This window comes from Cytobacillus sp. FSL W8-0315 (assembly GCF_038002905.1).
In the GTDB taxonomy this organism is placed as follows: Bacteria; Bacillota; Bacilli; order Bacillales; family Cytobacillaceae; genus Cytobacillus; species Cytobacillus pseudoceanisediminis.
Genome location: NZ_JBBOOC010000001.1, coordinates 3122604 through 3147351 on the forward strand (window position 1 = coordinate 3122604; position 24748 = coordinate 3147351).

The 24748-nt window shown below is 40.4% G+C and carries 26 protein-coding genes; 22 read left to right on the forward strand and 4 right to left on the reverse strand.

Going from position 1 to position 24748, the window contains the following annotated elements:
* Positions 1-131: 131 nt before the first annotated feature.
* From MKY20_RS15970 to MKY20_RS16015, 10 genes are all read left to right on the forward strand, one after another.
* Positions 132-599, forward strand: coding sequence for a flavodoxin (locus MKY20_RS15970; protein WP_251267153.1), 468 nt, complete (start codon positions 132-134; stop codon positions 597-599).
* On the forward strand, positions 592-1479 hold the full coding sequence (locus tag MKY20_RS15975; protein ID WP_071157675.1) for a hypothetical protein: 888 nt from the start codon (positions 592-594) through the stop codon (positions 1477-1479). Before MKY20_RS15970 ends, MKY20_RS15975 begins: the two co-directional genes overlap by 8 nt.
* A gap of 15 nt (positions 1480-1494) precedes the next feature.
* Positions 1495-1944 (forward strand): flavodoxin, encoded by a 450-nt coding sequence (locus MKY20_RS15980; RefSeq protein ID WP_019381255.1) that lies wholly within the window; start codon positions 1495-1497, stop codon positions 1942-1944.
* Between the two features lie 32 nt (positions 1945-1976).
* Positions 1977-2117, forward strand: a complete 141-nt coding sequence (locus MKY20_RS15985) for an FbpB family small basic protein (RefSeq protein WP_157380234.1) — start codon at positions 1977-1979, stop codon at positions 2115-2117.
* 532 nt (positions 2118-2649) lie between these two features.
* Complete coding sequence (locus MKY20_RS15990; RefSeq protein ID WP_009334237.1) at positions 2650-3126, forward strand: small multi-drug export protein; 477 nt, start codon at positions 2650-2652, stop codon at positions 3124-3126.
* Positions 3127-3253: 127 nt separating this feature from the next.
* Positions 3254-3568 carry a Clp protease N-terminal domain-containing protein gene (locus MKY20_RS15995; protein WP_341001964.1) on the forward strand — a complete coding sequence of 105 codons (315 nt, stop codon included), beginning with the start codon at positions 3254-3256 and terminating at the stop codon, positions 3566-3568.
* 62 nt (positions 3569-3630) lie between these two features.
* Positions 3631-4050: a GNAT family N-acetyltransferase gene (locus tag MKY20_RS16000; protein ID WP_341001966.1), complete on the forward strand. Its 420-nt coding sequence runs from the start codon at positions 3631-3633 to the stop codon at positions 4048-4050.
* Between the two features lie 169 nt (positions 4051-4219).
* Positions 4220-6460, forward strand: coding sequence for an ATP-binding cassette domain-containing protein (locus MKY20_RS16005; protein ID WP_019381259.1), 2241 nt, complete (start codon positions 4220-4222; stop codon positions 6458-6460).
* Positions 6461-6541: 81 nt separating this feature from the next.
* The gene (locus MKY20_RS16010; protein ID WP_251174464.1) at positions 6542-7264 is read left to right on the forward strand and encodes a GNAT family N-acetyltransferase; all 723 of its coding nucleotides are present in this window, start codon (positions 6542-6544) and stop codon (positions 7262-7264) included.
* 6 nt (positions 7265-7270) lie between these two features.
* Positions 7271-7654 carry a DUF3221 domain-containing protein gene (locus MKY20_RS16015; protein WP_236887885.1) on the forward strand — a complete coding sequence of 128 codons (384 nt, stop codon included), beginning with the start codon at positions 7271-7273 and terminating at the stop codon, positions 7652-7654.
* 452 nt (positions 7655-8106) lie between these two features.
* Here the strand turns inward: MKY20_RS16015 and MKY20_RS16020 are convergent, their stop codons facing one another.
* Positions 8107-8310 (reverse strand): hypothetical protein, encoded by a 204-nt coding sequence (locus tag MKY20_RS16020; protein WP_251267155.1) that lies wholly within the window; start codon positions 8308-8310, stop codon positions 8107-8109.
* A 233-nt stretch (positions 8311-8543) separates the two neighbouring features.
* On the opposite strand from MKY20_RS16020, the gene MKY20_RS16025 reads away from it, so the two are divergent.
* From MKY20_RS16025 to MKY20_RS16070, 10 genes are all read left to right on the forward strand, one after another.
* A complete protein-coding gene (locus MKY20_RS16025; protein ID WP_251267156.1) occupies positions 8544-9719 on the forward strand; it encodes an LL-diaminopimelate aminotransferase in 1176 nt (391 codons plus the stop codon).
* A gap of 25 nt (positions 9720-9744) precedes the next feature.
* Positions 9745-11226, forward strand: coding sequence for an aldehyde dehydrogenase family protein (locus MKY20_RS16030; RefSeq protein WP_251265014.1), 1482 nt, complete (start codon positions 9745-9747; stop codon positions 11224-11226).
* 114 nt (positions 11227-11340) lie between these two features.
* Complete coding sequence (locus MKY20_RS16035) at positions 11341-12189, forward strand: 3-hydroxyacyl-CoA dehydrogenase (protein WP_252244942.1); 849 nt, start codon at positions 11341-11343, stop codon at positions 12187-12189.
* Positions 12190-12216: 27 nt separating this feature from the next.
* Positions 12217-12948 (forward strand): CoA transferase subunit A, encoded by a 732-nt coding sequence (locus MKY20_RS16040; protein ID WP_019381266.1) that lies wholly within the window; start codon positions 12217-12219, stop codon positions 12946-12948.
* Positions 12914-13591 (forward strand): 3-oxoacid CoA-transferase subunit B, encoded by a 678-nt coding sequence (locus MKY20_RS16045; RefSeq protein WP_019381267.1) that lies wholly within the window; start codon positions 12914-12916, stop codon positions 13589-13591. The genes MKY20_RS16040 and MKY20_RS16045 overlap by 35 nt, the downstream gene beginning before the upstream one ends.
* 16 nt (positions 13592-13607) lie before the next feature.
* Positions 13608-14384 (forward strand): enoyl-CoA hydratase/isomerase family protein, encoded by a 777-nt coding sequence (locus MKY20_RS16050; RefSeq protein WP_019381268.1) that lies wholly within the window; start codon positions 13608-13610, stop codon positions 14382-14384.
* A gap of 28 nt (positions 14385-14412) precedes the next feature.
* Complete coding sequence (locus MKY20_RS16055; protein ID WP_251267160.1) at positions 14413-15585, forward strand: acyl-CoA dehydrogenase family protein; 1173 nt, start codon at positions 14413-14415, stop codon at positions 15583-15585.
* Positions 15586-15630: 45 nt separating this feature from the next.
* Positions 15631-16824: a thiolase family protein gene (locus tag MKY20_RS16060; protein WP_251267246.1), complete on the forward strand. Its 1194-nt coding sequence runs from the start codon at positions 15631-15633 to the stop codon at positions 16822-16824.
* Between the two features lie 20 nt (positions 16825-16844).
* On the forward strand, positions 16845-17840 hold the full coding sequence (locus MKY20_RS16065) for a hydroxyacid dehydrogenase (protein ID WP_251267161.1): 996 nt from the start codon (positions 16845-16847) through the stop codon (positions 17838-17840).
* 10 nt (positions 17841-17850) lie between these two features.
* Complete coding sequence (locus MKY20_RS16070; RefSeq protein WP_251267162.1) at positions 17851-18930, forward strand: tartrate dehydrogenase; 1080 nt, start codon at positions 17851-17853, stop codon at positions 18928-18930.
* An 87-nt stretch (positions 18931-19017) separates the two neighbouring features.
* Here the strand turns inward: MKY20_RS16070 and MKY20_RS16075 are convergent, their stop codons facing one another.
* On the reverse strand, positions 19018-20298 hold the full coding sequence (locus tag MKY20_RS16075) for a CdaR family transcriptional regulator (RefSeq protein WP_251267163.1): 1281 nt from the start codon (positions 20296-20298) through the stop codon (positions 19018-19020).
* 185 nt (positions 20299-20483) lie between these two features.
* Here MKY20_RS16075 and MKY20_RS16080 point away from each other — a divergent pair, with 185 nt between their 5' ends.
* Entirely contained in the window at positions 20484-21650 is a 1167-nt protein-coding gene (locus tag MKY20_RS16080) for an NAD(P)/FAD-dependent oxidoreductase (RefSeq protein ID WP_019381274.1), read from the forward strand.
* Positions 21651-21704: 54 nt separating this feature from the next.
* Here the strand turns inward: MKY20_RS16080 and MKY20_RS16085 are convergent, their stop codons facing one another.
* Both MKY20_RS16085 and MKY20_RS16090 read right to left on the reverse strand, forming a co-directional pair.
* Complete coding sequence (locus MKY20_RS16085; RefSeq protein WP_019381275.1) at positions 21705-22904, reverse strand: CdaR family transcriptional regulator; 1200 nt, start codon at positions 22902-22904, stop codon at positions 21705-21707.
* 74 nt (positions 22905-22978) lie between these two features.
* Entirely contained in the window at positions 22979-23653 is a 675-nt protein-coding gene (locus MKY20_RS16090; protein WP_019381276.1) for a GntR family transcriptional regulator, read from the reverse strand.
* A 234-nt stretch (positions 23654-23887) separates the two neighbouring features.
* On the opposite strand from MKY20_RS16090, the gene MKY20_RS16095 reads away from it, so the two are divergent.
* On the forward strand, positions 23888-24691 hold the full coding sequence (locus tag MKY20_RS16095; protein WP_019381277.1) for a transporter substrate-binding domain-containing protein: 804 nt from the start codon (positions 23888-23890) through the stop codon (positions 24689-24691).
* Positions 24692-24748: the final 57 nt, after the last annotated feature.

A 24748-nucleotide genomic window follows, 5' to 3' on the forward strand; every position in this document is an offset into this window, starting at 1 on the left:
CTTTGCTTTTTTTATCACATTAATCAGGAAAAAGGTCACAAAATTAAAATATTCATTGACATTGATAATCATTATCACTTATGATCAATTTAATAATAATTGAAAATCATTATCAATTAGGAGGCTGTGAAATGAAGGCTTTCATTGGATATTTAAGTATGTCAGGAAATACAGAAGATATGGCATCCATTCTGAAAAAAGTTCTTGAATCTAAAGGATGTGAAGTGTATATGGATAGCCTGGATTTGACAGATATTCATAGTATCCTTGCCTATGACTGTATTTTCATTGGTGCTTATACATGGGGGGATGGCGATCTTCCTTATGAAGCTGAGGATTTTTTTGAAGAATTGAATGATCACGATTTAACAGGAATACATGCTGCATGCTTTGGTTCTGGTGATCATGCTTATCCAAAATTTTGTGCAGCAGTGGATACGCTTGCTGACAAATTGAGTGAAAGAGGAGCCAATGTTTTTCAGCAAAGGTTAAAAATAGAACTTAACCCTGAAACAGATGAGCAGATTCTTGAGTGTCAGCAATTTGCCGAATCTGCCTATGAATGGATAGTGAAAAATGAGGAGATGGAACATGTTTGATAAGGGCTCCACAGCAGTGCTATCAACCCCAAATCTTCCTTTCATAGTAGCAGTAAAGCAGGCGGGCATTTATTCCTTTGAGGATGGAGACTGGTTCCTTCAGTATGGGTTAACACAAAATATATACAAACTTGTGCAATTAGGTCATTTCATATTCGGAATCGGTGACAATGGCACAATTATCCGATACGATCTGCAGCGAAAAAAATGGAATCAGACCTCATTCCCAACCGCCCGGCGGCTGTGGGATATTACAGGAAACCAGATGGGATATATCGTAACTCATGGCGGCAGCAGCTTATACATATCAACTAATTTTGGTTCTGATTGGTCTGTCTTAAGTCCATTTCAAAATATGTCCCAAAAGCCCCTTATCCGATCTCTGCTATATCATCAGGGGAGCATTTATATTGGAACACAAATCAACTCCCAGAATGGAGGGGTATGGAGATATTATGTTGGAAGCGGGGAATTACAGCTCATAAAAAAAGAAAAGCATTCAATGATTTCCTCCATTTATAGAAATGAAAATGACCTTCTCATCATTGCAAAGGGAAACGCTAGGTCCGGTATGGGAACGATTGAGATTCTGAATCCATTTACAAATAGGTGGAGTGTATGCCAGCAGCCTATCTCAGAAAGAGCTTTCCTGGATATTTTTGAGGCGAATGAAAAAGTATATGCCACGACAAGTCAGGATGAAGACGGTTTTTCAAGAATCTACGAAGTCCATAAGAAAAGCATGTCCCTGATTCCCATTGAAACCGTAGCTGGACATGGATTCAGGGGTGCGGGCTTTAAAGACCAGCTTTTTATCTGTTCACATAGAGAAAGTAAATGGATCACCCACAGATATAACCCAACAGCATTAATTCATTGATAGGAGTGAAGAGGAATGAAAATTGGCGTATTTTATGCAAGTATGTCGGGGAACACAGAAGCCATTGCGGACATAATCGCAGGGGAGCTGAAGGATCAAAATCATGATGTGGATTTAGAAGATTTTATGAGTGTTCAAAGTGCTGCTGAACTACTAAACTATGATCTTACTTTTATTGGATTGTATACATGGGGAGATGGGGACTATCCTGATGAATGTCTCGATGTCATTGAAGAAATCGAACAGCTGGATCTCGAAAATCATCCCTTTGCCATCTTTGGATCAGGAGATACCTCCTACCCTGAATTTTGCGGCGCCCTTGATCACCTTCAAAAACTTATAGAAGAACAAGGGGGAACAGTTGTCGGCAGTCCCCTGAGGATAGAGTTCAATCCGGAACCGGAAGACGAAGAGGAAATAAAAAAGTTTGTCTCTGAAGCTTTGATGTTAAAGGAAACCTGCTGAGTATGGCGGCAAGCTTAGAAAGGATGGCATTAATGAAAAAGAAAACATTTCATAAACTAGTAGAAGAAAACATGAAAAATATCCTAAAAGATAAAGATCAATTGGAAGAAATATATCGAAGGGTTGATGAAAATATTTTGATGGAGACAGAAAAAACAAGAGTTAATCACTAGGAATATTCAGGCTGGAAAAGGAAAGAATTATGCGTTTCTGCAATGCAGGGACGCATATTTTAATGTCGGCAGTCCGTTGTTTATCATTTGGGGAAAACTGTATCTGTGTTATATTTCAAAAAAAATCCCCCCATGGGGAATGAAAGAGTAACTCATTATTTTGATTTTTTCTCATTCGACTTTTCCTTTTGAAGCTTTTCTTTTTCCAGACGTTCAGCATCCTTCTTAAACGCCTCCATCGCTTTGTAAAAAAGGAGAGTCATCGTTTTTTCACCTCCTTACCTGTTTACTTCGTTATCTGAATTCTTTATACCTCCTTCTATTTTTGGTGAAATCAAAATTTTGACAACGGGCGTCACTTTTAAGTACTAACAGCATCCTTTGAGTAAAAGGAATACTTCGATAAAGTCAGGTGGAATAAAGTGACAAAATTGTCACATCCAAGGGGGGATTGTAAGGTATTGCGATGGTGATTGTATGCTTTTTTTCATAATGTAAGAGTAAGCTGGATTTTTCATGGGAGGGAAGAGATATGCTGGAATGGGCACAAGATGCACCTATATACATGCAATATACAGTATTATTTTTGCTTGCGGCAGCACCCTGGATGGATGTATCAATTATTGTCCCTCTTGGGATTCTTTGGGGACTATCGCCTATCGGAGTCAGTCTCACTGCATTTACGGGAAATCTTCTGTTAATCCTTTTGCTCGGTGCCTTCTTTAAACAGGTTGAAAGCTTGCGGCAGGCAAGGAAATTAAAAAAGGGCATTACAGAACCAACAAGAAAAGAAAGGCGGTCTAAGGAGATTTGGCAAAAATACGGGATCCCGGGATTAGCATTATTAGCTCCAATCATTGTTGGAACCGATATTGCGGCCATTATTGCTCTGGCATTTGGGGCATCAAAATCGGGAGTGATAAGGTGGATGACCATAAGTTTGGCACTCTGGACTATCATTTTTGCTGTGGGTGCAGTGTATGGATTCAGCTTTTTAAATCTTTTATAAATAAAGTGGCAGGAATTTTTTATTTTGGGTTGAATATGAAGTGGTGTCCGGAAGCTGAAAAAGGGTTTTAAAAGGGGTGATTGTTCTGAGAAGTACAGCAAACTTTACGGATAGGATGAAAATAATCATGAAAAATGCCGAACGGGAAGCCAGCTTTTCAGAACAAAAAGTGCTCCATCCAGTTCATCTGTTTATCGCATGCCTGGAAGAAAAGACAGGAGCACTGGGTGAAATTTCTTTGAAAATCAATTTGAATAAACTTTCTTTAAGTGATTTGACTGGGAATATAAATGGCAAAACGCAAAGCGAATTTTTTAGCATGACTGTTACAAAAGAAGTAGTGCAGGTTTTTGAATCTGCCTTTAAGTATATGAAAAGGTATAATCAGGTTTATGTTAACGAAGGTCATCTTCTTAAAGCTTTATTAACAGACCCTCCATAAAACACCATTTATCTGAAGAAGATAAGCATACCATTTTAACCCTTGGTACAACCTCCAGGGACATGATCGCTCACCTTGGCAGATATACCTTCCCCAGGTTAAACTTCCAGACTATTCGTAAAGCAAAAAAAGATGATCAAATTATACTGGGAAACTTTGTTGAAGAGCATTTCTCCAAGGAATGGTCTTATACGATCCGCAGCGGATTCCAGCAAGAGAAGCCTTCCATTTATATTGCGCTTAATCAAAATGATGAAATAATTGGATTCGCAGCATTTGATGTCTACCGGAACAAAAAGGGATATTTCGGCCCTATGGGTGTAGTAAAAACCAGCAGGGTTAAAGGCGTAGGAAATGCATTGCTTCATCACTGCTTAAGAGATATGAAAGAAATAGGATATGAATATGCAATTATTGGTGGAGCAGGGCCAATTGAGTTTTATGAGAAAGCTTGCAGGGCTGTTGTCATTCCTTCTATATAATCTATCAATTACCGGCAGCAGTGGCCTGAGTTTATGGAAAGGACCGTTTTCCCCAAAAACTTTAAATGAATTAGAGAATATTGTTGCAATTTGATTTTCATTATTGGTATGATTGTTCTCCGCGCATATTTCATACATAAGAAAATTGATTTCAAAAGGAGCTGATTGTGTGAAGCAGGAATTCATCGAAATTTTCAATGCCAGAGTTAACAACCTGAAAAATATTGATCTGAAGATTCCAAAAGGAAAGATCACAATATTTACAGGTGTCTCCGGTTCAGGCAAATCATCTATCGTGTTTGATACGATTGCCCAGGAGGCAGGCCGCCAGTTAAATGAGACGTACAGCAGTTTTCAGCGGCTTTTTCTTCCGAAATATAGCCGTCCGGAAGCAGATGAAATCAACAATCTTTCTACTGCCGTTGTAGTCGATCAAAAACGGCTCGGCGGAAATGCCCGATCCACACTTGGAACCGCTACAGATATTAATCCTCTTCTTCGCCTGTTATTCTCCCGGTTTGCAGAACCTCATTTAGGTTACAGCAACGCATATTCATTTAATGATCCCAGCGGCATGTGCCCGAAATGTGAAGGGATTGGGAGAATTATTACGCTAAATCTTGATGCTGCTCTTGATAAGGAAAAAAGCTTAAATGAAGGAGCTATTCTGCTTCCGGGGTTTGGACCTGGAACATGGCAATGGAAAGCGTATGCGGAATCCGGATTCTTCGATATTGATAAGAAAATTAATGATTATACAGAAGAAGAATTTAATAAGCTTGTCTATGCAGAGCCGCAAAAAGTAACAGTCAGTTATATGAATAATGATATGAATGCAACCTATGAGGGCCTGGCAGTCAAATTTATGCGGCAGCATGTGAAGAGGGACAAAGAGACTTCAAAATCAGGCGAGAAGCTCCTGAAGAACTTCAGCACCATGACGGAATGCCCTTCCTGCGGAGGAAAACGCTACAATGAGAAGGTGCTTTCATCCACAATCAAAGGCTATTCCATTTTTGACTTGACGTCCATGCAATTGGATCAGCTAATCGAAACCCTTCCACAGGTTACATCACCGGAAGCTAAGCCAATCGCTGACGGGATCATGGAACGATTGGAAAACCTTTGTGACATTGGGCTCGGCTATATGGATTTGACAAGGGAAACGCCAACACTATCGGGCGGTGAATCCCAAAGGGTGAAAATGGTCAAATATTTATCCAGTAACTTAACCGGTCTTATGTACATATTTGATGAACCCAGCACCGGCCTGCATCCGCGGGATGTCCACCGGTTAAATGAATTGCTGGTTCGGCTGCGTGACAGGGGCAATACAGTACTAGTTGTGGAGCATGATCCTGATGTCATCCAAATAGCCGATCATATTGTTGATGTTGGGCCTCAAGCCGGAACACACGGGGGAGAGATTATGTATACCGGCAGTTATCAGGATTTCTTATCTTCTGACACATTGACTGCCAATTATTTAAACCGAAGTGCAGAGATCAACGCCAATCCGAGACCGGTTTCCGAGTTTATGGAAAGCAGGAAAAGCACCCTTCACAATTTGAAGAATGTGAGTCTTTCAGTTCCAAAAGGGATTTTTACTGTTATTACAGGTGTAGCTGGTTCCGGGAAAAGCACACTTGTGAACGAAGTGTTTGCGAAAGATTTTCCGGAGGCAATCCGTATTGATCAAAGCCCGGTCCACGCGAACATACGGTCCAATCCGGCAACTTTCACTGGCATTATGAATTCGATTCGCAAGTCTTTTTCAGATGCCAATGGAGTGGAGAGCGGATTATTCAGCTATAATTCGACCGGGGGCTGTCCGTCATGCGGAGGCACTGGAACGGTTGAAATCAATTTATCCTTTATGGATACAATGGAAGTCGAATGCAGCGAATGTTATGGAAGCCGTTTTAGGCAGGACGTGCTCCAATACCTATATAAGGGAAAAAATATTGTTGAAATCATGGAGATGTCTGTAGCGGATGCTGTAGAGTTCTTTGATGCAAAAGATATTCAGAAAAAACTCAAAGCACTGGAAACTGTCGGTCTTGGCTATTTGACATTGGGACAGCCTCTGACCACCTTGTCAGGTGGCGAATGTCAAAGGCTTAAGCTTGCAAAGGAACTGAATACTAAAGGAAACATTTATATACTTGATGAACCAACAACTGGATTGCATATGTCCGATGTCGCTAATATTCTGGAAATCATTAATAAATTGGTGGAAAAGGGCAATACCGTTATAGTCATTGAACATAATCTGGATGTTATCCGCAAAAGTGATTGGATCGTTGACTTGGGTCCGGATGGAGGTGCTGGAGGCGGTGAAGTCCTGTATGAAGGACCGCCAGGAGGAATTTTGGAATGTGAACGTTCGGTTACTGCTCGGCATCTGTAATGGAATAAGGATAAGACACCAAATGGCCTTGGAATTTATTCAATGGCCATTTTCTTTATCTCTTAAGTGGAGGTGATTACTATGGAGGAACTATTAAAAGACCTGAAAGCAGAAGGTGTACACAGTATAAAAAGTGATTCCGAAATTATTTTGGAAATCTTTCAAGATGAACTAAGAAGTCCTAATAAAGTAGATTATTTAATAAATAGGCTTCTTACCCTGGATAAGAGCAGAATTGAAAAAGTAAAGATTGAGTGCCCTCAAGGAATTTTGGATAAATTAGTTGTCACTCGAGGAAAAATGAAAGTGATTGGTGAAAGACTTATTTTTAAAAAGCAGTTTGCAGAATGTGAGAATAAAAAGGTCCCTCCTTATGAAGTTTGGCCGCGCCTTAACAAAAGTTCCATTACTTTCTTATCTGAGGTTATGAATTTTACTTATGAACAAACTGAGAAATTTTTAAAGAGCATGAAAACAGAGCTCCCTGAACAAGCAGATAAAATGTTTACGGTTTATACGGTTCATTCTGAACCGGCAGGAGTCGTTTTTCCTCATTTGGAACCTGGCCGGGATCGGGAAGGAAGGATGTTTTGGATCGGCATCCACCCTGATTTTAAGGGTAAAGGGTATGGTAAGAACCTGCATTTAATTGGACTCCATAGATTGCAGCATGATTTTAAAGCTGAAACATATCTCGGGGTAACCCGGGCCAATAATGGTGCCATGAGAAAAGTAATGGAAGCAAATGGATGTCTTCAGGAGAGTAATTCTGTCTTTTCCTTAGAGTATTCTTTTTCTGGATAATCAAGAATGATGTATGAAAACACGGTTGGAGAGAATAGAACAATGAAAAGAGCAGCAGCCATTTTTATCTTAATAATAGTATTGTTATTGCTTTGGCTGATAGGGATATTAAGTCAGCAGGCTCAGGTTAATGAGGGAGCGGCAACTTTGGAAGGAACAATCGTTATGAAAGAAAATATCATACTGCTTATTGAAGATAAAGGATTTACGTTGGCAGATGCAGAAACACAATCCGTCAATGAATTAATAGGAAATTATAAATCTGTGTATAAATTGAATAATGCTGTTTTGAGTGGAATAAAGAGTGGAGATATGGTGAAAATCTGGTACACAGAAATACTGGAATCCTTCCCGGCACAAATCAATGTGTTAAAAATAGAGAAATTATAAATAGAAAGATCGTTTTTGGGGGCTTTTCTAGATGGAACCATACACAGGCTTTTTCATTACACTGCTTCTGATTTTTATTATACTGGTGGGTAAAAAGAGTCATTGTTGCCTACTATATATGGGATGCCTATTATTTTATTACTGTAAAAAACAGTATTGAGAAGGAATTCGAAGGAGTATCACCTGTGCCTGATGCTTATTGGGATCAAAATCAGGATGGGTTGACACAATCACAAATTTCTGTTCCTGCCGCTTGCAACGACCCTGATTTACATTTATTTCAAGTAGTTTACCAAGGTCCAAAGTAAAAAGGCTTTATTTTCTTTTGCTTATGGCTAAGGGCCATAAGAGGCAAGGATGCTTTACTATCGATATTCATCTTCATAAGCATTTACTTATCGTCCGTTTTAGGGATTATCTTCTGTCTTAATCATAGCGGTTATCAAGAAGGCCTAAAATGAGCGGCTAGTCGTGATGAACACGTTTTTGCAGGCGGTTTCTTTTGCACTAATTGTATGGGGTATACAGCCTCGATTGGCGTTTAAATCGGGGAATCGACGGAAAGATAAAGTTCGAAAATCTTCAGAAGATGAAAGAATGTCCCAGACATTCTTTTTCTTTTTTTCATTTATTTCTTCCACCACTTCAATAATCACAGGAAACTTCCATGTGTGTTTAAAGGTTGAAAGTAAAAAATACATTTTATTATAAGATTTTTATTCTTTTAAAAAAGCATAATTTTGTAAAAAACGTACGGAATCTATTGGAAAATAGGATATTTTTTTGTACAAATCAACCATAGTGATTTATTAATAAATCCTTTAAATTAATAGTATGAATATTTAATTTTCAGAATTTACGAAAATTTATTGGTCAGGATGGTGAGCATTTGAATTTTTCATCAGATAGAATAGGGCAAATACCTCCCTATTTATTTGCAGAGGTTAATAAAAAGAAAGAAGCTATGAAAAGAGCGGGTATCGATATCATTGATTTGGGGATAGGAGATCCGGATTTGCCAACTCCAAATCATATTCTTGAGAAATTTATACAAGAGTCACAGGAGCCCGCCAATTTAAAGTATCCCAGTTTTGTAGGATGTATGGAGTTCAAGCAGGCGGTAGCTGATTTCTATTGGAGGCAGTATCAAGTAAGGTTGGATCCTGAAACAGAAGTTCTTGCCTTAATCGGATCTAAAGAGGGGATAGCCCATCTGGTCCCAACTCTTGTGGATCCCGGTGAATATGTGCTTATCCCGGATCCAAGTTATCCCGTTTACCGAATGGCCACACTGCTGGCAAATGGACGGTATCATAACATGCCAATGTCCAGGGAAAATAATTTTAAGCCAGATCTGAATGCCATACCTGATGAAATTTTGAAGCAGGCAAGGTTAATGTTTTTGAATTATCCGGGAAACCCGACTTCAGCTACAGTGGATATTGAATTCTTTGAGGAAGTGGTTGAATTTGCGCATAGCCATCAAATTCCGATTGCGCATGATTCTGCCTATAATATGGTCACTTTTGATTCCTATAAAGCACCTAGCATTCTTCAAGCGCAAGGAGCCAGAAACATTGCTGTAGAGTTTGGCTCTTTATCTAAAACCTATAACATGACAGGATTTAGAATAGGCTATGTGGTTGGAAACAAAAACATAATTAAAGCGCTTTCGGTGTATAAAAGCAATACGGATACAGGTCAGCTAACTTCCATCCAAAAGGCAGCAGCCTTTGCTTTAAACAGTGATCAAACGTGTATTGCAAAGCATAACGCTATATATAAAGAGCGGATGAATGCGATGCTCGACGGTCTGAGCCAGATTGGGATTGAAGTAGATCCGCCAAAAGGAAGCTTCTTCATATGGGCTCCAGTGCCTAAGGGATACACTTCTGCCGAATTTGTTTCCAGCGTTATGGAACAGACGGGTGTCATTCTTACTCCTGGCAATGCTTTCGGGCCCTCTGGAGAAGGGTATTTCCGAGTCTCTCTGTCTGTGCCCAATGATCGATTATATGAAGCAGTTAATCGAATTAAAGAGAAATTAAAAATTGTAATAGGATAATTACTAACTAATGGAGGTCCTTTAAATGAAGAAAGTATTAAATTTTATTAATGGTGAATGGTGTGAATCGTCAACTGGGAAAGTTGCTCCTGTATTAAACCCAGCAACAGGTGAAGTTCTTGCTGAAGTAACACAGTCTGCAAAAGAAGATGTTGATAGAGCTGTTGCAGCAGCGAAAACCGCGCAGAAATCCTGGCGATTAGTGCCAGCCCCTGAACGTGCTGAAATTCTCTATCATGTTGCTTTTTTATTGAAAGAAAGAAAGGAAGCCTTGGCCCAAATCCTTACCAGTGAAATGGGAAAAGTGATTGACGAAGGACGAGGAGAAGTACAGGAAGCTATTGATATGGCGTACTACATGGCAGGAGAAGGACGCAGAATGTTTGGAGATACAGTTCCGTCCGAGCTTCGCAATAAATTTGCCATGAGTGTCAGGGTTCCTGTTGGAGTGGCAGGATTGATCACTCCTTGGAATTTCCCGATTGCAATTGCTTCATGGAAGTCGCTTCCTGCTCTTGTAACAGGAAATGCTCTAGTATGGAAGCCGGCAACTGAAACTCCAATCCTTGCAGCTGAATTTGTGAAAATTTATGAAGAGGCAGGTCTTCCGAAAGGCTTAATTAACCTTGTGCATGGGTCGGGAAGTGTTGTTGGAAATGCAATGGTTGAACATCCGGACATCGATTTAATTTCTTTTACAGGATCGAATGAAGTCGGCAGAGATATTAATGGAAAAGCAGGAGCTTTATTAAAGCGAACTTCTCTTGAAATGGGCGGAAAGAATGCCATCACCGTGTTGGAGGATGCAGATCTTGATCTTGCTGTAGAAGGAATTCTTTGGGGGGCTTTTGGTACCAGCGGCCAAAGATGTACCGCTACAAGCCGTGTCCTTGTGCACAACGATGTAAAAGAAAAACTTGAAGGAAAGCTGCTGGATCGCATTGGAGAATTGAAGCTTGGCAATGGGCTGGATGAAACAGTTAAAGTTGGACCGGTCATAAATCGTTCTTCCCTTGAAAGAATAGACGAGTATGTAAAAATAGGCCAGGAAGAGGGAGCAAAGCTGCTTGCGGGCGGAAAAATTGCTGATGATGAGGATCTGAAAGAAGGCAACTACTACCTGCCGACTATTTTTACAGATGTAAAGCCAAATATGAGAATCGCCATGGAAGAAATTTTTGGGCCAGTCGTTTCCATAATTCCAATTCAAAGTATGGAAGAAGCCATTGAAATTAATAATATGGTAGAATTCGGTCTTTCCAGCGCTATTTATACACAAAATGTCAATCAGGCTTTTGAAGCTATGAGAGATTTGGATACTGGTATTGTTTACGTGAATGCAGGAACTACCGGAGCAGAAATTCACCTTCCATTTGGAGGAACGAAAGGAACGGGCAATGGCCATCGAGATTCTGGGGTAGCATCACTGGATGTTTATACGGAATGGAAATCGATTTACGTGGATTACAGCGGTAAGCTCCAGAGAGCGCAGATAGATAACTATTAATTTGGTATTAGGAGAGAAGAGGAGTTTAAGAAGTTTTTAAACTCCTTTTTTTAATATAAAACAAAAAGAATAATGAGAGAAACCACCATAATCTTGCAAAAGGAGCAATTTAGTATGGAAACTTTAACAGTTGTCGGTTCCGGCGTTATGGGCAGAGGAATCGCTTATGCAGCAGCACTTGGAGGATTTCACGTCTTTTTACATGACGTGAGCGAAGAGAATCTGGATAAGGCTAAAAAATATATTGAATCTGAAATGAGTAAAAGTGCTGAAAAAGGCTACTTGAACCATGATCAGGTAACAGCTGCTCTCAGCAGCTTAGAATTTACAACAGATTTAAAATCGGCTGCTGAAAATGCAGATGTAGTTATAGAAGCTGTTTTCGAAATGATGGAGTTAAAGATCGATATTTTTAAACAGCTTGATCAATATTGTCCGGAACGTACGATTCTCGCAACCAACACTTCCACCATGAGCCCCACAGAAATTGCCGCACAAACATCCAGACCGGAAAAATGTATTGCCATGCACTTTTTTAACCCTGTTCACAAAATGAAGCTTATTGAAATTATTAGAGGTCTGCAGACATCGGATGAGACCGTAGAAAAAGCAAAAGAAATAGGCAGGAAGCTTAACAAGGAGACAGTCGAGATAAACGAGTTTCCTGGATTTGTTACCAGCCGGATGAACTGTCTGATCGGCAATGAGGCTATGAATCTTCTGATGGAGGGTGTAGCCTCTGCAGAGGATATTGATAAAGCAATGAAGCTTGGCCTGAATCATCCCATGGGTCCCTTGGCGCTGGCAGATTTGGTTGGATTGGATACGAGACTGAGAAACATGGAATATTTGCATAAGACATTAGGTGAAAAATATCGTCCATGTCCGCTCCTTATTAAATATGTTAAAGCCGGAAGACTCGGGCGCAAATCAGGACGCGGATTTTACAAATATGAAGTCTAGCGTTGTGCAAGATTGGAGGCCGGTATCATGAACAACACTAAAAACTGTGAAAAACTTGTCACAGCCGAAGAAGCCGTTCAGTTTATTCAGCGGGGAGACAGTGTATTAGTAGGCGGTTTCGGTCTTTGTGGAACTCCGTTTACGCTGATAGACACAATTACCGAAACAGATCACGCCCGTGAATTAACGATCATCAGCAATAACTTAGGAGAAGCAGGAAGAGGCTTAGGAAAACTATTAATCTCTAAGCATATTAAAAAGGCAGTCGGGTCTTATTTTACATCGAATCGCGATGCTGTAAAAGCCTGGAAAAACGGCGAGCTGGAGATTGAACTCATTCCTCAGGGAACTCTTGCTGAAGCAATTCGTGCAGGCGGGGCGGGTATTGCCGGCTTTTATACTAAAACGGCTGTCGGAACCAAGCTGGCAGAGGGGAAAGAAGAACGGACCTTTGATGGGGAAAGATATATCTTCATAAGAGGTTTAAAAGCAAATGCAGCTCTTATTAAAGCTGAAAAAGCGGATACACTTGGAAACCTCATTTATTCAAAAACAGCCCGGAATTTTAACCCAATGATGGCAACGGCTGCCAAGCTTGTAATTGCCGAAGTGGATGAAATAGTCGAAGCAGGTACGCTTGATCCTGAAAAGATAGTTACCCCGCATTCCTTTGTTGATATGGTCGTGCTGAATGATCGCTATGAAAAAATAGGGGGTGAATTTGTTGAGCGTGGCAGGCAAGAAACTGGATACAGATAAAGTGAGGATTGCAAAAAGAATTGCCATGGAGCTCCCGGAAGGCTCTGTTGTCAATCTCGGTGTAGGAATCCCCACCTTAATACAGAACTATTTAAGGCCTGAAAGCAAGGTGTATCTGCAATCAGAAAACGGGTTACTGGGAATGGGGCCTACTCCGCCTAAGGAAGAAATAGATATGGACCTTATCAGTGCCAGCAAACACCCGATCTCATTGGGAATAGGCGCCTCTATCTTTTCAAGTTCCGACTCTTTTGTCATGATTCGCGGCGGGCATATTGATGTTGCAGTTTTAGGTGCACTCCAAGTGAACGGATCGGGAGAAATCGCGAACTGGGCAGTCCCAGGTCAGGATATTCTGGGAGTTGGCGGTGCCATGGATTTAGTGGCGAGTGCAAAAAAAATTATTGTCGCTATTACCCATTTAACCAAAGATCATCTTCCGAAAATTGTTAATACCCTAACTTATCCAACCAGCGGAATTCGTAAAGCGGAAATGATTGTGACAGAAAAAGCTGTATTCAAAGTGAACAATGGAGAACTGTATCTCGAGGAATTATCTGAAAACAGCACTATTGATGAAATAAGAAGAATGACAGATGCAGCTTTCATCATATCAGAAAATCTAAAGAAAATGCCTGTTTAATAGAAAGGTGCTAAATATGGATTTTAATAATATTTTGGTTCGTGAAGAAGAAGGTATTGGTTTTATTATTATTAATCGTCCTGAATTGAGGAATGCCTTAAATACAGATACCCTGCTGGAAATAGAATCAGCACTGGATGTATTTAGAGACGATAAAAACATCCGTGTCATCATTTTTACAGGTGCTGGTGAAAAATCTTTTGCAGCTGGTGCAGACATAAGCCAGTTAAACAAAAGGACCATGATTGATGCTCTCAAGCCTAATATGACAGCAACTTACCGGAAAATTGAGGACTATGAAAAGCCGACTATTGCAGCAATAAATGGTTTTGCTCTGGGAGGTGGAATGGAGCTTGCGCTTGCCTGTGATATCCGTGTAGCTTCTTTAAATGCTAAGCTTGGGCTGCCCGAGGTGGGATTAGGAATTATGCCAGGTGCCGGCGGTACGCAGCGACTGTCCAGAATTATTGGAAGAGGCAAAGCTATGGAATTGATCTTAACTGGTGATGTTATCACTGCAGCAGAAGCTGAAAGATTCAATTTGATCAGCAAAGCCGTTCCGCTAGAGGAACTTATGGATACAGCAAAGGAATATGCCAGAAGAATAAGTTTAAAAGGGCCTCTCGCAGTAAGAATGGCAAAGGCAGCCGTTAATCGCGGGGCAGACATGGAAATGGAAACTGCGCTTTATTTGGAAAAGCTTGCCCAGACCATATTAATCGGATCGGAAGATAAACTGGAAGGAACACAAGCCTTTTTGGAGAAAAGAACACCACAATTTAAAGGTAAATAACCAAGAATGCAATTAGGGGGAAAGAGTGATGGATTTTTCATTTTCAGAGGACATTCAGCTTCTAAAAAAAGCAGTTGGAGACTATGTACAAGGAGAAGTAGAGCGGGTAGCGATGGAAATAGAGGAGAATGATGAAATCCCAAGCCATATCGTTGAGAGTTCCAAGGAAATGGGACTATTTGGATTAAGTATTCCTGAGGAATATGGCGGATTAGGGCTAAACTGGGTTGGGAAATGCGCCATTTATGAAGAACTGGGTAAAACCCATAATGGATACACCACGTTAATCGGCGCCCATACAGGCATCGGTACGGCGGGAATTGTCGAGCTGGGGACAAAAGAACAAAAGGTAAAATATCTTCCTAAAATGGCAAGCGGTGAATGGATTGGTGCATTTGCGCTAACTGAGCCGAGTGCAGGTTCAAATGCGTCGAATTTGAAGACGAAGGGAGAAAAAAAGGGAGATAAATATATATTAAACGGTTCTAAACATTATATTACCAATGCTGTCTGCGGAAATGTTTTTACCGTGATGGCTGTCACCGATCCGAGCAAAGGGGCAAAAGGAATCACTTCATTTATTGTGGAAAAAGACTTTCCCGGATTTATTGTTGGTGCAGTGGAACGGAAGATGGGCCTTCGCGGTTCCCATTCAGCTGAACTGTTCTTTGAAAATTGTGAGGTGCCTGAAGAAAATGTTCTTGGAGAAGAAGGCAGAGGATATGTGAACGCACTTAAAATTCTCGCAAATGGCAGAGCTGGGCTTGCAGCAAGAAACCTTGGCTCATGTGAAAAGCTGCTTGAACTCAGCATGAGCTATGCCATGCAGCGAGAACAGTTCGGCAAACCGATCTTTGAACAGCAAGCTGTTCAGCATATGCTTTCAGACATGGCTTTGGAAATTGAAGTGCTCCGTTCCATGACTTATCGGGTCGCCTGGATGGCTGACCAGGGAAAGCGGGTTGTCAAAGAGGCAGCCATGGCAAAGTTATATGGATCTGAGGTATATAATCATGTGGCCGATTTAGCTGTTCAAATACACGGCGGCATAGGCTATATGAAGGATTATCCAATTGAACGTTTTTACCGGGACGCGAGAATCACAAAAATTTATGAAGGCACAAGCCAAATTCAAAAAAATATTATTGCCAGCGAACTGGACCGGGAGTTTCATAAAAAATTGCCTGTGAACAGTCGATAAGCCTATTCGTTTAGAGATTACTTCACATCTAACAGGGGGGAAATGATGAGAAACGCAGTTATAATTGATGGTGTTCGAACTGCCATAGGACGAATGGGCGGTACACTGAAGGATATAGAGGTTGATTTTCTTTCAGAAAGAGTAATGAGAAAAGCGCTTGAAAGAAGCCGGTTGGATGGTTCAGAAGTGGATGAAGTGGTTTGGGGCCATGCGAAACAAAGTTCAGATGTCCCCAATTTAGCCAGGCTGGCAGCTTTAAGAGCCGGATTTCCTGTCGAGGTGCCGGGATATACCGTTCACCGCCAGTGCGGGTCAGGATTGCAGGCGATAAATAACGCAGCACTGCAGATTCAGTGCGGATTATCTGACATTGTTCTTGCTGGCGGCGGGGAAAGCATGAGTACTGCTCCATATTATTTAAGAAAAGCAAGATATGGGTATGGTGCAGGAAATGCAGAAATCGTAGACCCGAATACAGAAAGCCAGCCAAGGGCACAGCCGATTGAAGTATACGGTAACCTGACAATGGGACTGACAGCTGAGAACCTCGCTGAAAAATATAATATCAGCAGAGAAGAACAGGATGAATTTGCCCTTGAAAGTCAGCAAAAGGCTACAGCCGCTATTCAGCAAGGGAAGTTTAAAGACGAAATTATTCCATATGAAGTGAAATTGAAAAAAGAAAAGATTATATTTGATACGGATGAGCATCCCCGCTCAACGAGTCTTGAAAAGCTTGGATCTTTAAAGCCTGTGTTTAAGCAGGGCGGCAGTGTCACGGCTGGAAATGCGAGCGGACGCAACGATGGAGCTGCAGCATTGGTGATGATGGCCGAGGACGAAGCATTAAGGAAAGGCCTTAGACCGCGTTTGAGGGTTGCTGCACAAGCGGCTGCCGGAGTCTCACCGGAAATAATGGGGATTGGGCCAGTGCCAGCTGTTATGAAAGCGCTTAAGCTTGCAGGGCTGACTCTTGAGGACATTGACCTAATAGAGCTGAATGAAGCCTTTGCTGCTCAAGCACTGGCTGTTGTCAAGGAACTCAATATAGAAAGAAGTAAATTAAATGTAAATGGCGGTGCTATTGCTTTAGGACATCCTATTGGAGGAACAGGAGCCATTTTGACTGTCAAAATAATGAATGAGCTCGAAAGAAGAGGCGGCCGCTATGGTTTAATCACTGCTTGTATTGGCGGCGGTCAAGGAATTGCCACGATTGTTGAAAATTTACGAGTTTAAATTGCTGGAGGGACAATTACATGGGCAGACCGAGAATTTTGCAAATCCTTCCGATGTATCATTCAGAAGGAGAAAAGCTTCTGCGTGAAGGTGGAGATGTAATTCAAACAGACAATTACAGTCTTGACCATTTATGTGAGATGGTGAAGGAAGTGGAAGGTATTGTTTTGAGAGCCCCTGCTCGAATTACTAAAGAAGTCATTGATGCAAATCCTCACTTAAAAGTCATTTCTGGTGCAGGAGTAGGGCTTGATAACATTGATGTGGATTACGCATCGCAAAAGGGGATCCCTGTCCTTCATGCACCGTCTGTCAATAAAGTTTCGACTGCTGAACATGCAGTCATGCTTGTTATGGCACTGGCTAAGTCGGTTATCCCGCTTAATGAGAAGATGAGGCAAGGAGATTACAATTCACGAAATTATCTCATCCCTCAGGAACTGAAAGGCAAAAAAGCGGGTCTGATTGGCTTTGGCAATATTGCGCAGGAAGTCGCTAAACGTTTAAAGCTTGGCTTAGAAATGGATGTAACAGCCTGGGTGAGGGAATATAAACCTGATAAACATGGGCTGGCAGAGAAACTGGGCATTCGAATTCATACAAATATGAAAGAAGTGTTCGAAGAATCAGATTTTGTATCTCTGCATATTCCCTTAAATGAATCAACAAGGCATTCAATTGATCATAAACTGTTCTCGATCATGAAGCCCTCCGCTTATTTAATCAATACAGCCCGGGGTGCGGTTATAAATCAGCATGATCTATATGAAGCATTAAGAGATGGAAGAATCGCCGGCGCTGGATTGGATGTATTTGATCCTGAGCCTCCGTCCAAAGATCTTCCGCTTCTTTCATTGCCAAATGTGGTGCTTACACCGCATGTAGGCGGTACAACGGCTGAGTGCAATTTCATTACATCTGTTACCGTTGCCAAAAATGTAATTAAAGTACTTAATGGAAAGAGACCTGAATATATTGCGAATCCTGAAGTTTTAATTTCAAAAATTATAGAATAGGAGCCTTAGCATGAATCATTATTCAATCGCCCTGATTCCTGGTGATGGCATCGGAGTGGATGTTGTACGGGAAGGGAAGAAAGTGTTAGATGCGATATGCAATCTGCATGGCGGCTTCTCTTTAACTTATAAAGAGTTTGATTGGAGCTGTGAATATTACGCGACCCATGGCAAAATGATGCCGGAAGATGGCCTGGAACAATTGAAAGACTTTGATTCTATTTTCCTGGGAGCAGTCGGTTACCCGGGAGTGCCCGACCATGTATCGCTTTGGGGCTTATTGCTGCCGATCAGGCGTCACTTTGAACAATATATCAACCTGCGTCCGGTGAAGCTCTTAAAGGGCCTTGACTCTCCGTTAGCGGGAAAAACATCTGAACAGCTCGACTTCATTGTCATTAGAGAAAATAATGAAGGAGAATATTCCAGTATCGGAGGCAGGATGTACGAAGGAACAGATCTCGATATGGCGATGCAAACCAGTGTGTTTACGCGCAAGGGAGTAGAAAGGGTTCTGAGATATGCGTTTGATCTTGCTGATAAGAAAGGCAAAAAGAAGCATGTAACAGCAGCTACAAAGTCAAACGGCATAAACCACACGATGCCATTTTGGGACGAATATGTAGAACGGATTAATCATGAGTATCCACAAATTAAAAGCGATACTGTCCATATTGATGCGCTTGCAGCTTTTTTTATCAGCAAGCCAGAGACCATGGATGTTGTGGTTGCGTCCAATTTATTTGGTGATATTTTAACAGATCTGGGGGCAGCCATTGTGGGAGGCTTGGGCATTGCCCCTTCTGCCAATATCAATCCTGAAAAGAAATATCCATCGATGTTTGAACCTGTTCATGGTTCGGCACCGGATATAGCCGGTAAAGGAATAGCAAATCCGCTTGCATCTATCTGGTGTACAAGTATGATGCTTGATCACTTGGGCCAGAAAGAATCAGCAAAAGTCATAGTTGATGCCATGGAAGATGTTTTACAAGAAAAGGAAGTGCTGACTCCGGACCTGGGAGGTACAGCGACGACAGAGCAAGTTGGCGATTATATCTGCAAGAAATTGAAAGAGCGTCTAGCATAGTCATGCACAAGGTATTTTAAAGTTAATGACAAAGAATGAAAAAAAGCGGCAAAAATTATTTGCTGCTTTTTTGATTTAATAGTGAAACTATTTGGAGGAGAGGGCCGCATCTTCAGCATGCCCCGGTGCCAGGGGATTCTTTGTTTCCTGCAGCCTTGCTGCAGATATGCCTGAGTTTTTTATCGCGAAAAATAACAGCATACAGTGATCAAACCTTGAGATATCCAGGCTGGTAAGTTCATTGATTTTTTCCATGCGGTATACAAGTGAGTTTCGATGGAGAAACAGCATTCGTGCAGTTTCGCTCATATTCATGTTGCATTTGCAATAAGCCATGAAGGTTTGAGCGAGGGTGCGAAAATTTACATGATTAATGAAAGCTTCCAATTTTTCCTTTAATCTCTCATTTACATATTTATTTAAGCCATTTCCCAACAGTTCAAATATAATGTTCCAATCATTATAGTAGAAAATTTTTGGAGAGCGGTTTGATTGTTTTCCAGCAGTTAATGCTTGTAAAGCTGCTTGATAGGAAACTTTTATTCCAAGCGCTCCTTTATTGGCGCTGCCGATGGAAATGTTCGCTGTACAATTCTTTTCTTTCTCTAAATAACGAAGTAATCTTTGAATCTTATGTTCTAATCTTTTGATAAAAAGGTCTTGGGGTTCATCTTTATTCATAACTTTAATCAGCAGAAATTGATCAAGTGTCAGAGGCGAAAGGATATCTTCTTTACTATCCATTAAATAATAACTTAGTATTTCGGAAAAATTATTTTGCAGAAAATGCCAGGAATACTTATCGCAGGTCTGTCCGTCTTTGGCTAAATGGCTGGAGTCCATGCCTATTTCGAACTCGATTAATAAGCAGATGCGGCTATGGTCCGGCTCCAAATCAAACCCCAGCATTTTGGCATATCTTATGCTGTATTCCAAATCCTCAGGTTTTTGAGAGTTTAAAAGATAACGTATCAAGTTATCCAAGGTTTTTGACTCAATCGCAGTCATTTCTTTTTTTAGGTACTCATGGCACATTAATTCCACATGGCTTTTTACCAACTGTGCATATTTGCGCACCTCAGCAGGCTCTCCTACAATCCCCAGAACTCCAATAGGTTCATGATTGATCATGATTGGGGCTGCTACACCCGGCAATACGTTATTGAGTTTTTTTACTTCGTTTATCTCATAAGCAATGGTTGTTTTTCGCTCCACTATCTCAAGAGAAGCCTGATGAAAACTTCCTAATCGGCTGGTATCACTAGAGCCAATAATGATGCCTTTATTGTCGCTGATACTAATAGGATATTCTATTATATTGGAGGTGTTTTCTACAATTAACTGTGAGATTTCTTTTAAAAAACTCAAATGCATCACCCTTTATATGCTAATTATTAATAGATTCTTCTACAATAAGATAAAATCCTTGTTAAAATACACAATTAAAAATTTTCTAAATATTCTTTTTCTGTGAATTTTGCACATAGCATCCCAGACTTCTAATTAGTAACATTATAACTATATAATGCTAGAAAGAAGGGAAGGGAAGCGAATTGTCTAGCCATGCGGATATTATTATTATTGGCGGGGGAGTCATCGGTTCAAGCATTGCTTATAATTTGTTAAACGATGGATTCACAGGTAGGATTGTTGTATTTGAGAAAGATGGGCTATATGAATTTGCTTCGACACCAAGGAGTGCTGGAGGATTCAGGCAGCTGTATACTACCGTCATCAATATGCAGCTCAGCAAATACAGCCTTCAGATTTACAAAGATTTTTCAAAGGACATGTCCATTGACGGTGAAACAGCAGAGATTGATTTTAAGCAAAGGGGCTACTTATTTTTAGCCACTGACAAAATGATGCCCCGTTTTGAAAAACACTTAAAGCTTCAAAATGAACATGGTATACTTTCTCAGCTTCTTGAAGGGGAAAGTCTTTTGAATATTATCCCAGAGCTTAATATAGATGATATCGCAGGAGGATTGTATTGCAGTGAAAGCGGCTATTTAGATCCATATTCTGTGATGCTGGGATATGTGAAATATGCCAAAAAGCTTGGTGCAGAATATATTTACGATGAAGTGGACAATCTGATTACTGAAACAGGGAAAGTGAAGGGCATCAAACTTGCTGATGGCCGGGAATATCATGCTCCCGTGGTGGTGAATTGTGCAGGGGCCTGGGCTTCCATATTGGGAGATAAAGCTGGACTGCCGCTTCCTGTTGTACCGCTTCCCAGACAAATTTTTCAATTCGATATTAAGGAACCGCTTAAAAACTATCTCCCATTAACGATGGACCCGACAGGTGTTTATTTCCGGCATGAAGGGGAAAAATTCATATCCGGCTATGCCGAGGAAATTGAGCCTGGCATCAACTTTAAATGGAGAAGATCTGCTTTTGAGGAACATATCTGGCCGGTGCTGGCAAATCGGATCAAGAATTTCGAGCATGCTAAAATCGAAAGAGGCTGGACAGGACTGTATGATTTTAACACGGAAGACCATAATGCCATTCTTGGTGAATACCCTGCAATGAAAGGCTACTATGTTGCTTTTGGTTTCAGCGGACATGGCATGCAGCAGGCTCCTGCAGTCGGAAAGTGTCTGTCTGAGCTGATCCGGACGGGAAACTTCGAAACTCTGGACTTATCTCCATTAAGAGTGGAACGTTTTGCAGAAAAAGACCTTATTATCGAAGATGCGATTTATTAATAAAACACCTTCGTAGGAGCAAGGCTCTTACTGAAGGTGTTTTTTAGGAATGTATCATCGGGAGGATGCCCGCATTTCTTCATAGCATTTGATGGCAGTAAAGAGAAGCATGCAATGTTCAAAGCTGCTGGTGTTAAGGGAAGTGATTTCGCTGATTTTTTCCAGTCTGTAAATGATGGTGTTCCGGTGGATAAACATGTTTCTTGATGCTTCACTCAAGTTCATATTGTACTTGCAGAATCCAGTAAAGGTAGAGGCTAACACCTCATAATTATCTTGCTCTCTTAAAGAAGATATTAGGTTTAAGAGTTTTTGCTTATAGGCAGGGGAAAGCTCCCTTGGCAAAAGACTTAGCATGGCTTCCCGCTCATTATACAAATGAATATGAGAGTGATCTTGAAACCCCAGTCCGATATCCAATGCTTTCATAGCGTTTTGGTAAGATTCAGAGCACCCCTTGTGGCCATTTTGAACATCTCCTACACCTAGCTTTGCAGAAACACTGTATTTAGCGTCAAGAAATGAATTGATTTTTTCCAGCCTCTCATCCAATTTTCCCAGGAAAGATGCAAATGACTGGGGAAAGGGCATGGATTTAAAAATAATGAAACGTTTGAAGTCCAGTAAAGACACGATATCATTGTCATTTTCCTGAAAAATTAACTTTAAAAAGCTCAGCACTTCTTTTGGGAAATATTGAAACGAAAGATCCCCAAAAAGGTTACGGTCACCTGATGGAGGGTTAGTGATATCAATAATAATACAGGCACGATTGATGGTCAGATCGAAATTGAGCAGTTTCGCATACTGGGAAATATGCTCTTTTTCTTCTTGCTCAGAGTCTATATAGTGAATAAGCTGATGAACCAGCATTTCTGCCATTTTTTCTTCCAGCTCCACTATTTCTTTTCGGAAAGCATCCTGGCACATCATTTCAACTTGATTTTTGACAAGCTGTACATATTTCTCGACCTCAGCGGGATTGCCCACAATACCAAGTACACCAATTACTTTGTTATTAAACTTTAAAGGAGCAGATACACCGGGAAGAATTTTTTTCTCAATTTCATTCCTGCAGACCACCGTGGTATTTTTGTTAATTACGTCAAGAGAAGGACGGTGAAAAATACCGATTCTGCTTTGATCCGTTGAACCAATGATGTATCCCTCATTATCGGTAATGCTTATTGGATACTCCAATATCTCACTGGTTTTTTCCACAATGTCCTGGGCTATATTTTCAAGGATTTTCATTTTTTTGCATTCCTTTCTAAACACAATCCTTTTCTCATTTTACCTGTAAAAACTGCACTATGCTTTTTGATTATCTAAAAAATTTCATCAATCTCTTTATAACGGTAATAATGAGTTTCCAGGCTGTCTATCGCACGTTTAAAATGGTTCTCTAACACTATTTTCAGTTTCTTGGTATCCTTATCTTCGATAAGAGAAAGTATAAAACTGTGCTCATCAGGACTATAGGGTTCTTGTTTAGGGTTTGAGAAAAAATCATCAAATAGGATCAGATAGATATTCGTCTGAGTGATAAGCCTTAAAATAAACTCGTTTAAAAATTTATTGTTGCATTTCTGTGTGATGCTAATATGAAATTCCTTATTATACCTTACATATTCTTCCGGGCTGCGGTTATAAAGTGCAGCTTTTTCTTTTTCAAGATTTTCCTTAATGGCTCTAAAATCTGATTCAGTTAAGAAATACATCGCTTGGCATACTGCAATATACTCTAATTTAGCCCTCAATTCATAAGCTTGTATCATTTCTTCTTTGGTCGGATTCGTAACAAAAGCGCCTCTATTCGGGATGATATCTACTAGACCCTCGATTGATAATCTTTTGATCGCATTCCTAATAGGGGTACGGCTCACACCCAGAGAGTTTGATAGATTATTTTCCACCAGCTGCTTTCCTGGCGCTAATTTCCTTGCAAGTATAGCTTTTTTAATATGGTTATAAACGTTTTCTTCCATGGAAACTTTCTTCATAAATCTACCTCCATAAAACTAATCATCTTTTGAAAAAAGGATTCTTATATTAGTATAATAATATTTTTAATATTCAAAAAATATTGACAATTATGTAACCTAAGTTTACACTATTCTTGTAGATTGTTCTACAATTTTGAACAACAATATTTTAGAGTGTTTAAAAATAGACTAACATTTATTTTGCCGCCTGTGTTCGCATTCTGAAATATTGGAAATTAAGGGGGAAATGGAATGAAAAAGGGCTTTTTGATTTCATTGATTGTTCTGATCATTGCTGGAATGCTCGCTGGCTGCGGAGGAAGCAAAACATCGGGTGGAAGCAAAACAGACAGTGTGTTAGCTCGGGTAAAGGAGTCTAAAGTACTGAAAGTCGGCTTTGAGGGTACATATCCACCTTTTAACTTTTTGAATGATGATCAGAAATATGATGGCTTTGATGTTGATATTTCTAATGAGATAGCCGAGCGCTTAGGTGCTGAAACTGAGTTTGTTGCTACTAAATGGGAGAGCCTTATTGGAGGTTTGAAATCGGATAAGTTTGATATTGTGATTGCACAAATGACGGTTACTGAAGAGCGTAAAAAGAGCGTTGATTTTACTGACCCTTATGTTGTGACTGGTTCCGTCCTGATAACAAGAGAAGATACTGATGGAATCTCTAAATTAGAAGATATCAAAGGAAAAAATGTGGGTGTCGGCGGGGGAACTACTTTTGAAGAAGTTGCCAACAGTGTGGACGGTGCGAATGTAAAGACATATAAGGCTGTTAATGATTATATTGCTGATCTAATGAATAAACGTCTGGATGTTATCATTAACGATCAATTATTAATGAGTTATAACATTAAAGAAAATGATCTGCCGCTCAAGATTTCAAGTGACATTGTTAACAAGGATGAAATCGGAATGGCCATTAAAAAGGATAATGACGATTTTGTTAAGGAAGTCAATCAGATATTGACAGATATGAAGGAAGACGGAACCTATTCAGAAATCTATAAGAAGTGGTTTGGAACGGAACCGCTAGAAAATTAAAGAATTTCTCCCTAAAAGACAGGAATTTCTCTTCTCCTGTCTTTACTTTAAAGGGAT

Bases quoted from the DNA above. Each gene is read 5' to 3' on its own strand.
- MKY20_RS16015 (WP_236887885.1), top strand. From the start codon at position 7,271: ATGATGTATGAAAACACGGTTGGAGAGAATAGAACAATGAAAAGAGCA.
- MKY20_RS16040 (WP_019381266.1), top strand. From the start codon at position 12,217: ATGAACAACACTAAAAACTGTGAAAAACTTGTCACAGCCGAAGAAGCC.
- MKY20_RS15975 (WP_071157675.1), top strand. From the start codon at position 592: ATGTTTGATAAGGGCTCCACAGCAGTGCTATCAACCCCAAATCTTCCT.
- MKY20_RS16030 (WP_251265014.1), top strand. From the start codon at position 9,745: ATGAAGAAAGTATTAAATTTTATTAATGGTGAATGGTGTGAATCGTCA.
- MKY20_RS16010 (WP_251174464.1), top strand. From the start codon at position 6,542: ATGGAGGAACTATTAAAAGACCTGAAAGCAGAAGGTGTACACAGTATA.
- MKY20_RS15970 (WP_251267153.1), top strand. From the start codon at position 132: ATGAAGGCTTTCATTGGATATTTAAGTATGTCAGGAAATACAGAAGAT.
- MKY20_RS16085 (WP_019381275.1), bottom strand. From the start codon at position 22,904: ATGAAAATCCTTGAAAATATAGCCCAGGACATTGTGGAAAAAACCAGT.
- MKY20_RS15995 (WP_341001964.1), top strand. From the start codon at position 3,254: ATGAAAAATGCCGAACGGGAAGCCAGCTTTTCAGAACAAAAAGTGCTC.
- MKY20_RS16065 (WP_251267161.1), top strand. From the start codon at position 16,845: ATGGGCAGACCGAGAATTTTGCAAATCCTTCCGATGTATCATTCAGAA.
- MKY20_RS16050 (WP_019381268.1), top strand. From the start codon at position 13,608: ATGGATTTTAATAATATTTTGGTTCGTGAAGAAGAAGGTATTGGTTTT.
- MKY20_RS16060 (WP_251267246.1), top strand. From the start codon at position 15,631: ATGAGAAACGCAGTTATAATTGATGGTGTTCGAACTGCCATAGGACGA.
- MKY20_RS15980 (WP_019381255.1), top strand. From the start codon at position 1,495: ATGAAAATTGGCGTATTTTATGCAAGTATGTCGGGGAACACAGAAGCC.
- MKY20_RS16035 (WP_252244942.1), top strand. From the start codon at position 11,341: ATGGAAACTTTAACAGTTGTCGGTTCCGGCGTTATGGGCAGAGGAATC.
- MKY20_RS16090 (WP_019381276.1), bottom strand. From the start codon at position 23,653: ATGAAGAAAGTTTCCATGGAAGAAAACGTTTATAACCATATTAAAAAA.
- MKY20_RS16055 (WP_251267160.1), top strand. From the start codon at position 14,413: ATGGATTTTTCATTTTCAGAGGACATTCAGCTTCTAAAAAAAGCAGTT.
- MKY20_RS15985 (WP_157380234.1), top strand. From the start codon at position 1,977: ATGAAAAAGAAAACATTTCATAAACTAGTAGAAGAAAACATGAAAAAT.
- MKY20_RS16070 (WP_251267162.1), top strand. From the start codon at position 17,851: ATGAATCATTATTCAATCGCCCTGATTCCTGGTGATGGCATCGGAGTG.
- MKY20_RS16000 (WP_341001966.1), top strand. From the start codon at position 3,631: ATGATCGCTCACCTTGGCAGATATACCTTCCCCAGGTTAAACTTCCAG.
- MKY20_RS15990 (WP_009334237.1), top strand. From the start codon at position 2,650: ATGCTGGAATGGGCACAAGATGCACCTATATACATGCAATATACAGTA.
- MKY20_RS16095 (WP_019381277.1), top strand. From the start codon at position 23,888: ATGAAAAAGGGCTTTTTGATTTCATTGATTGTTCTGATCATTGCTGGA.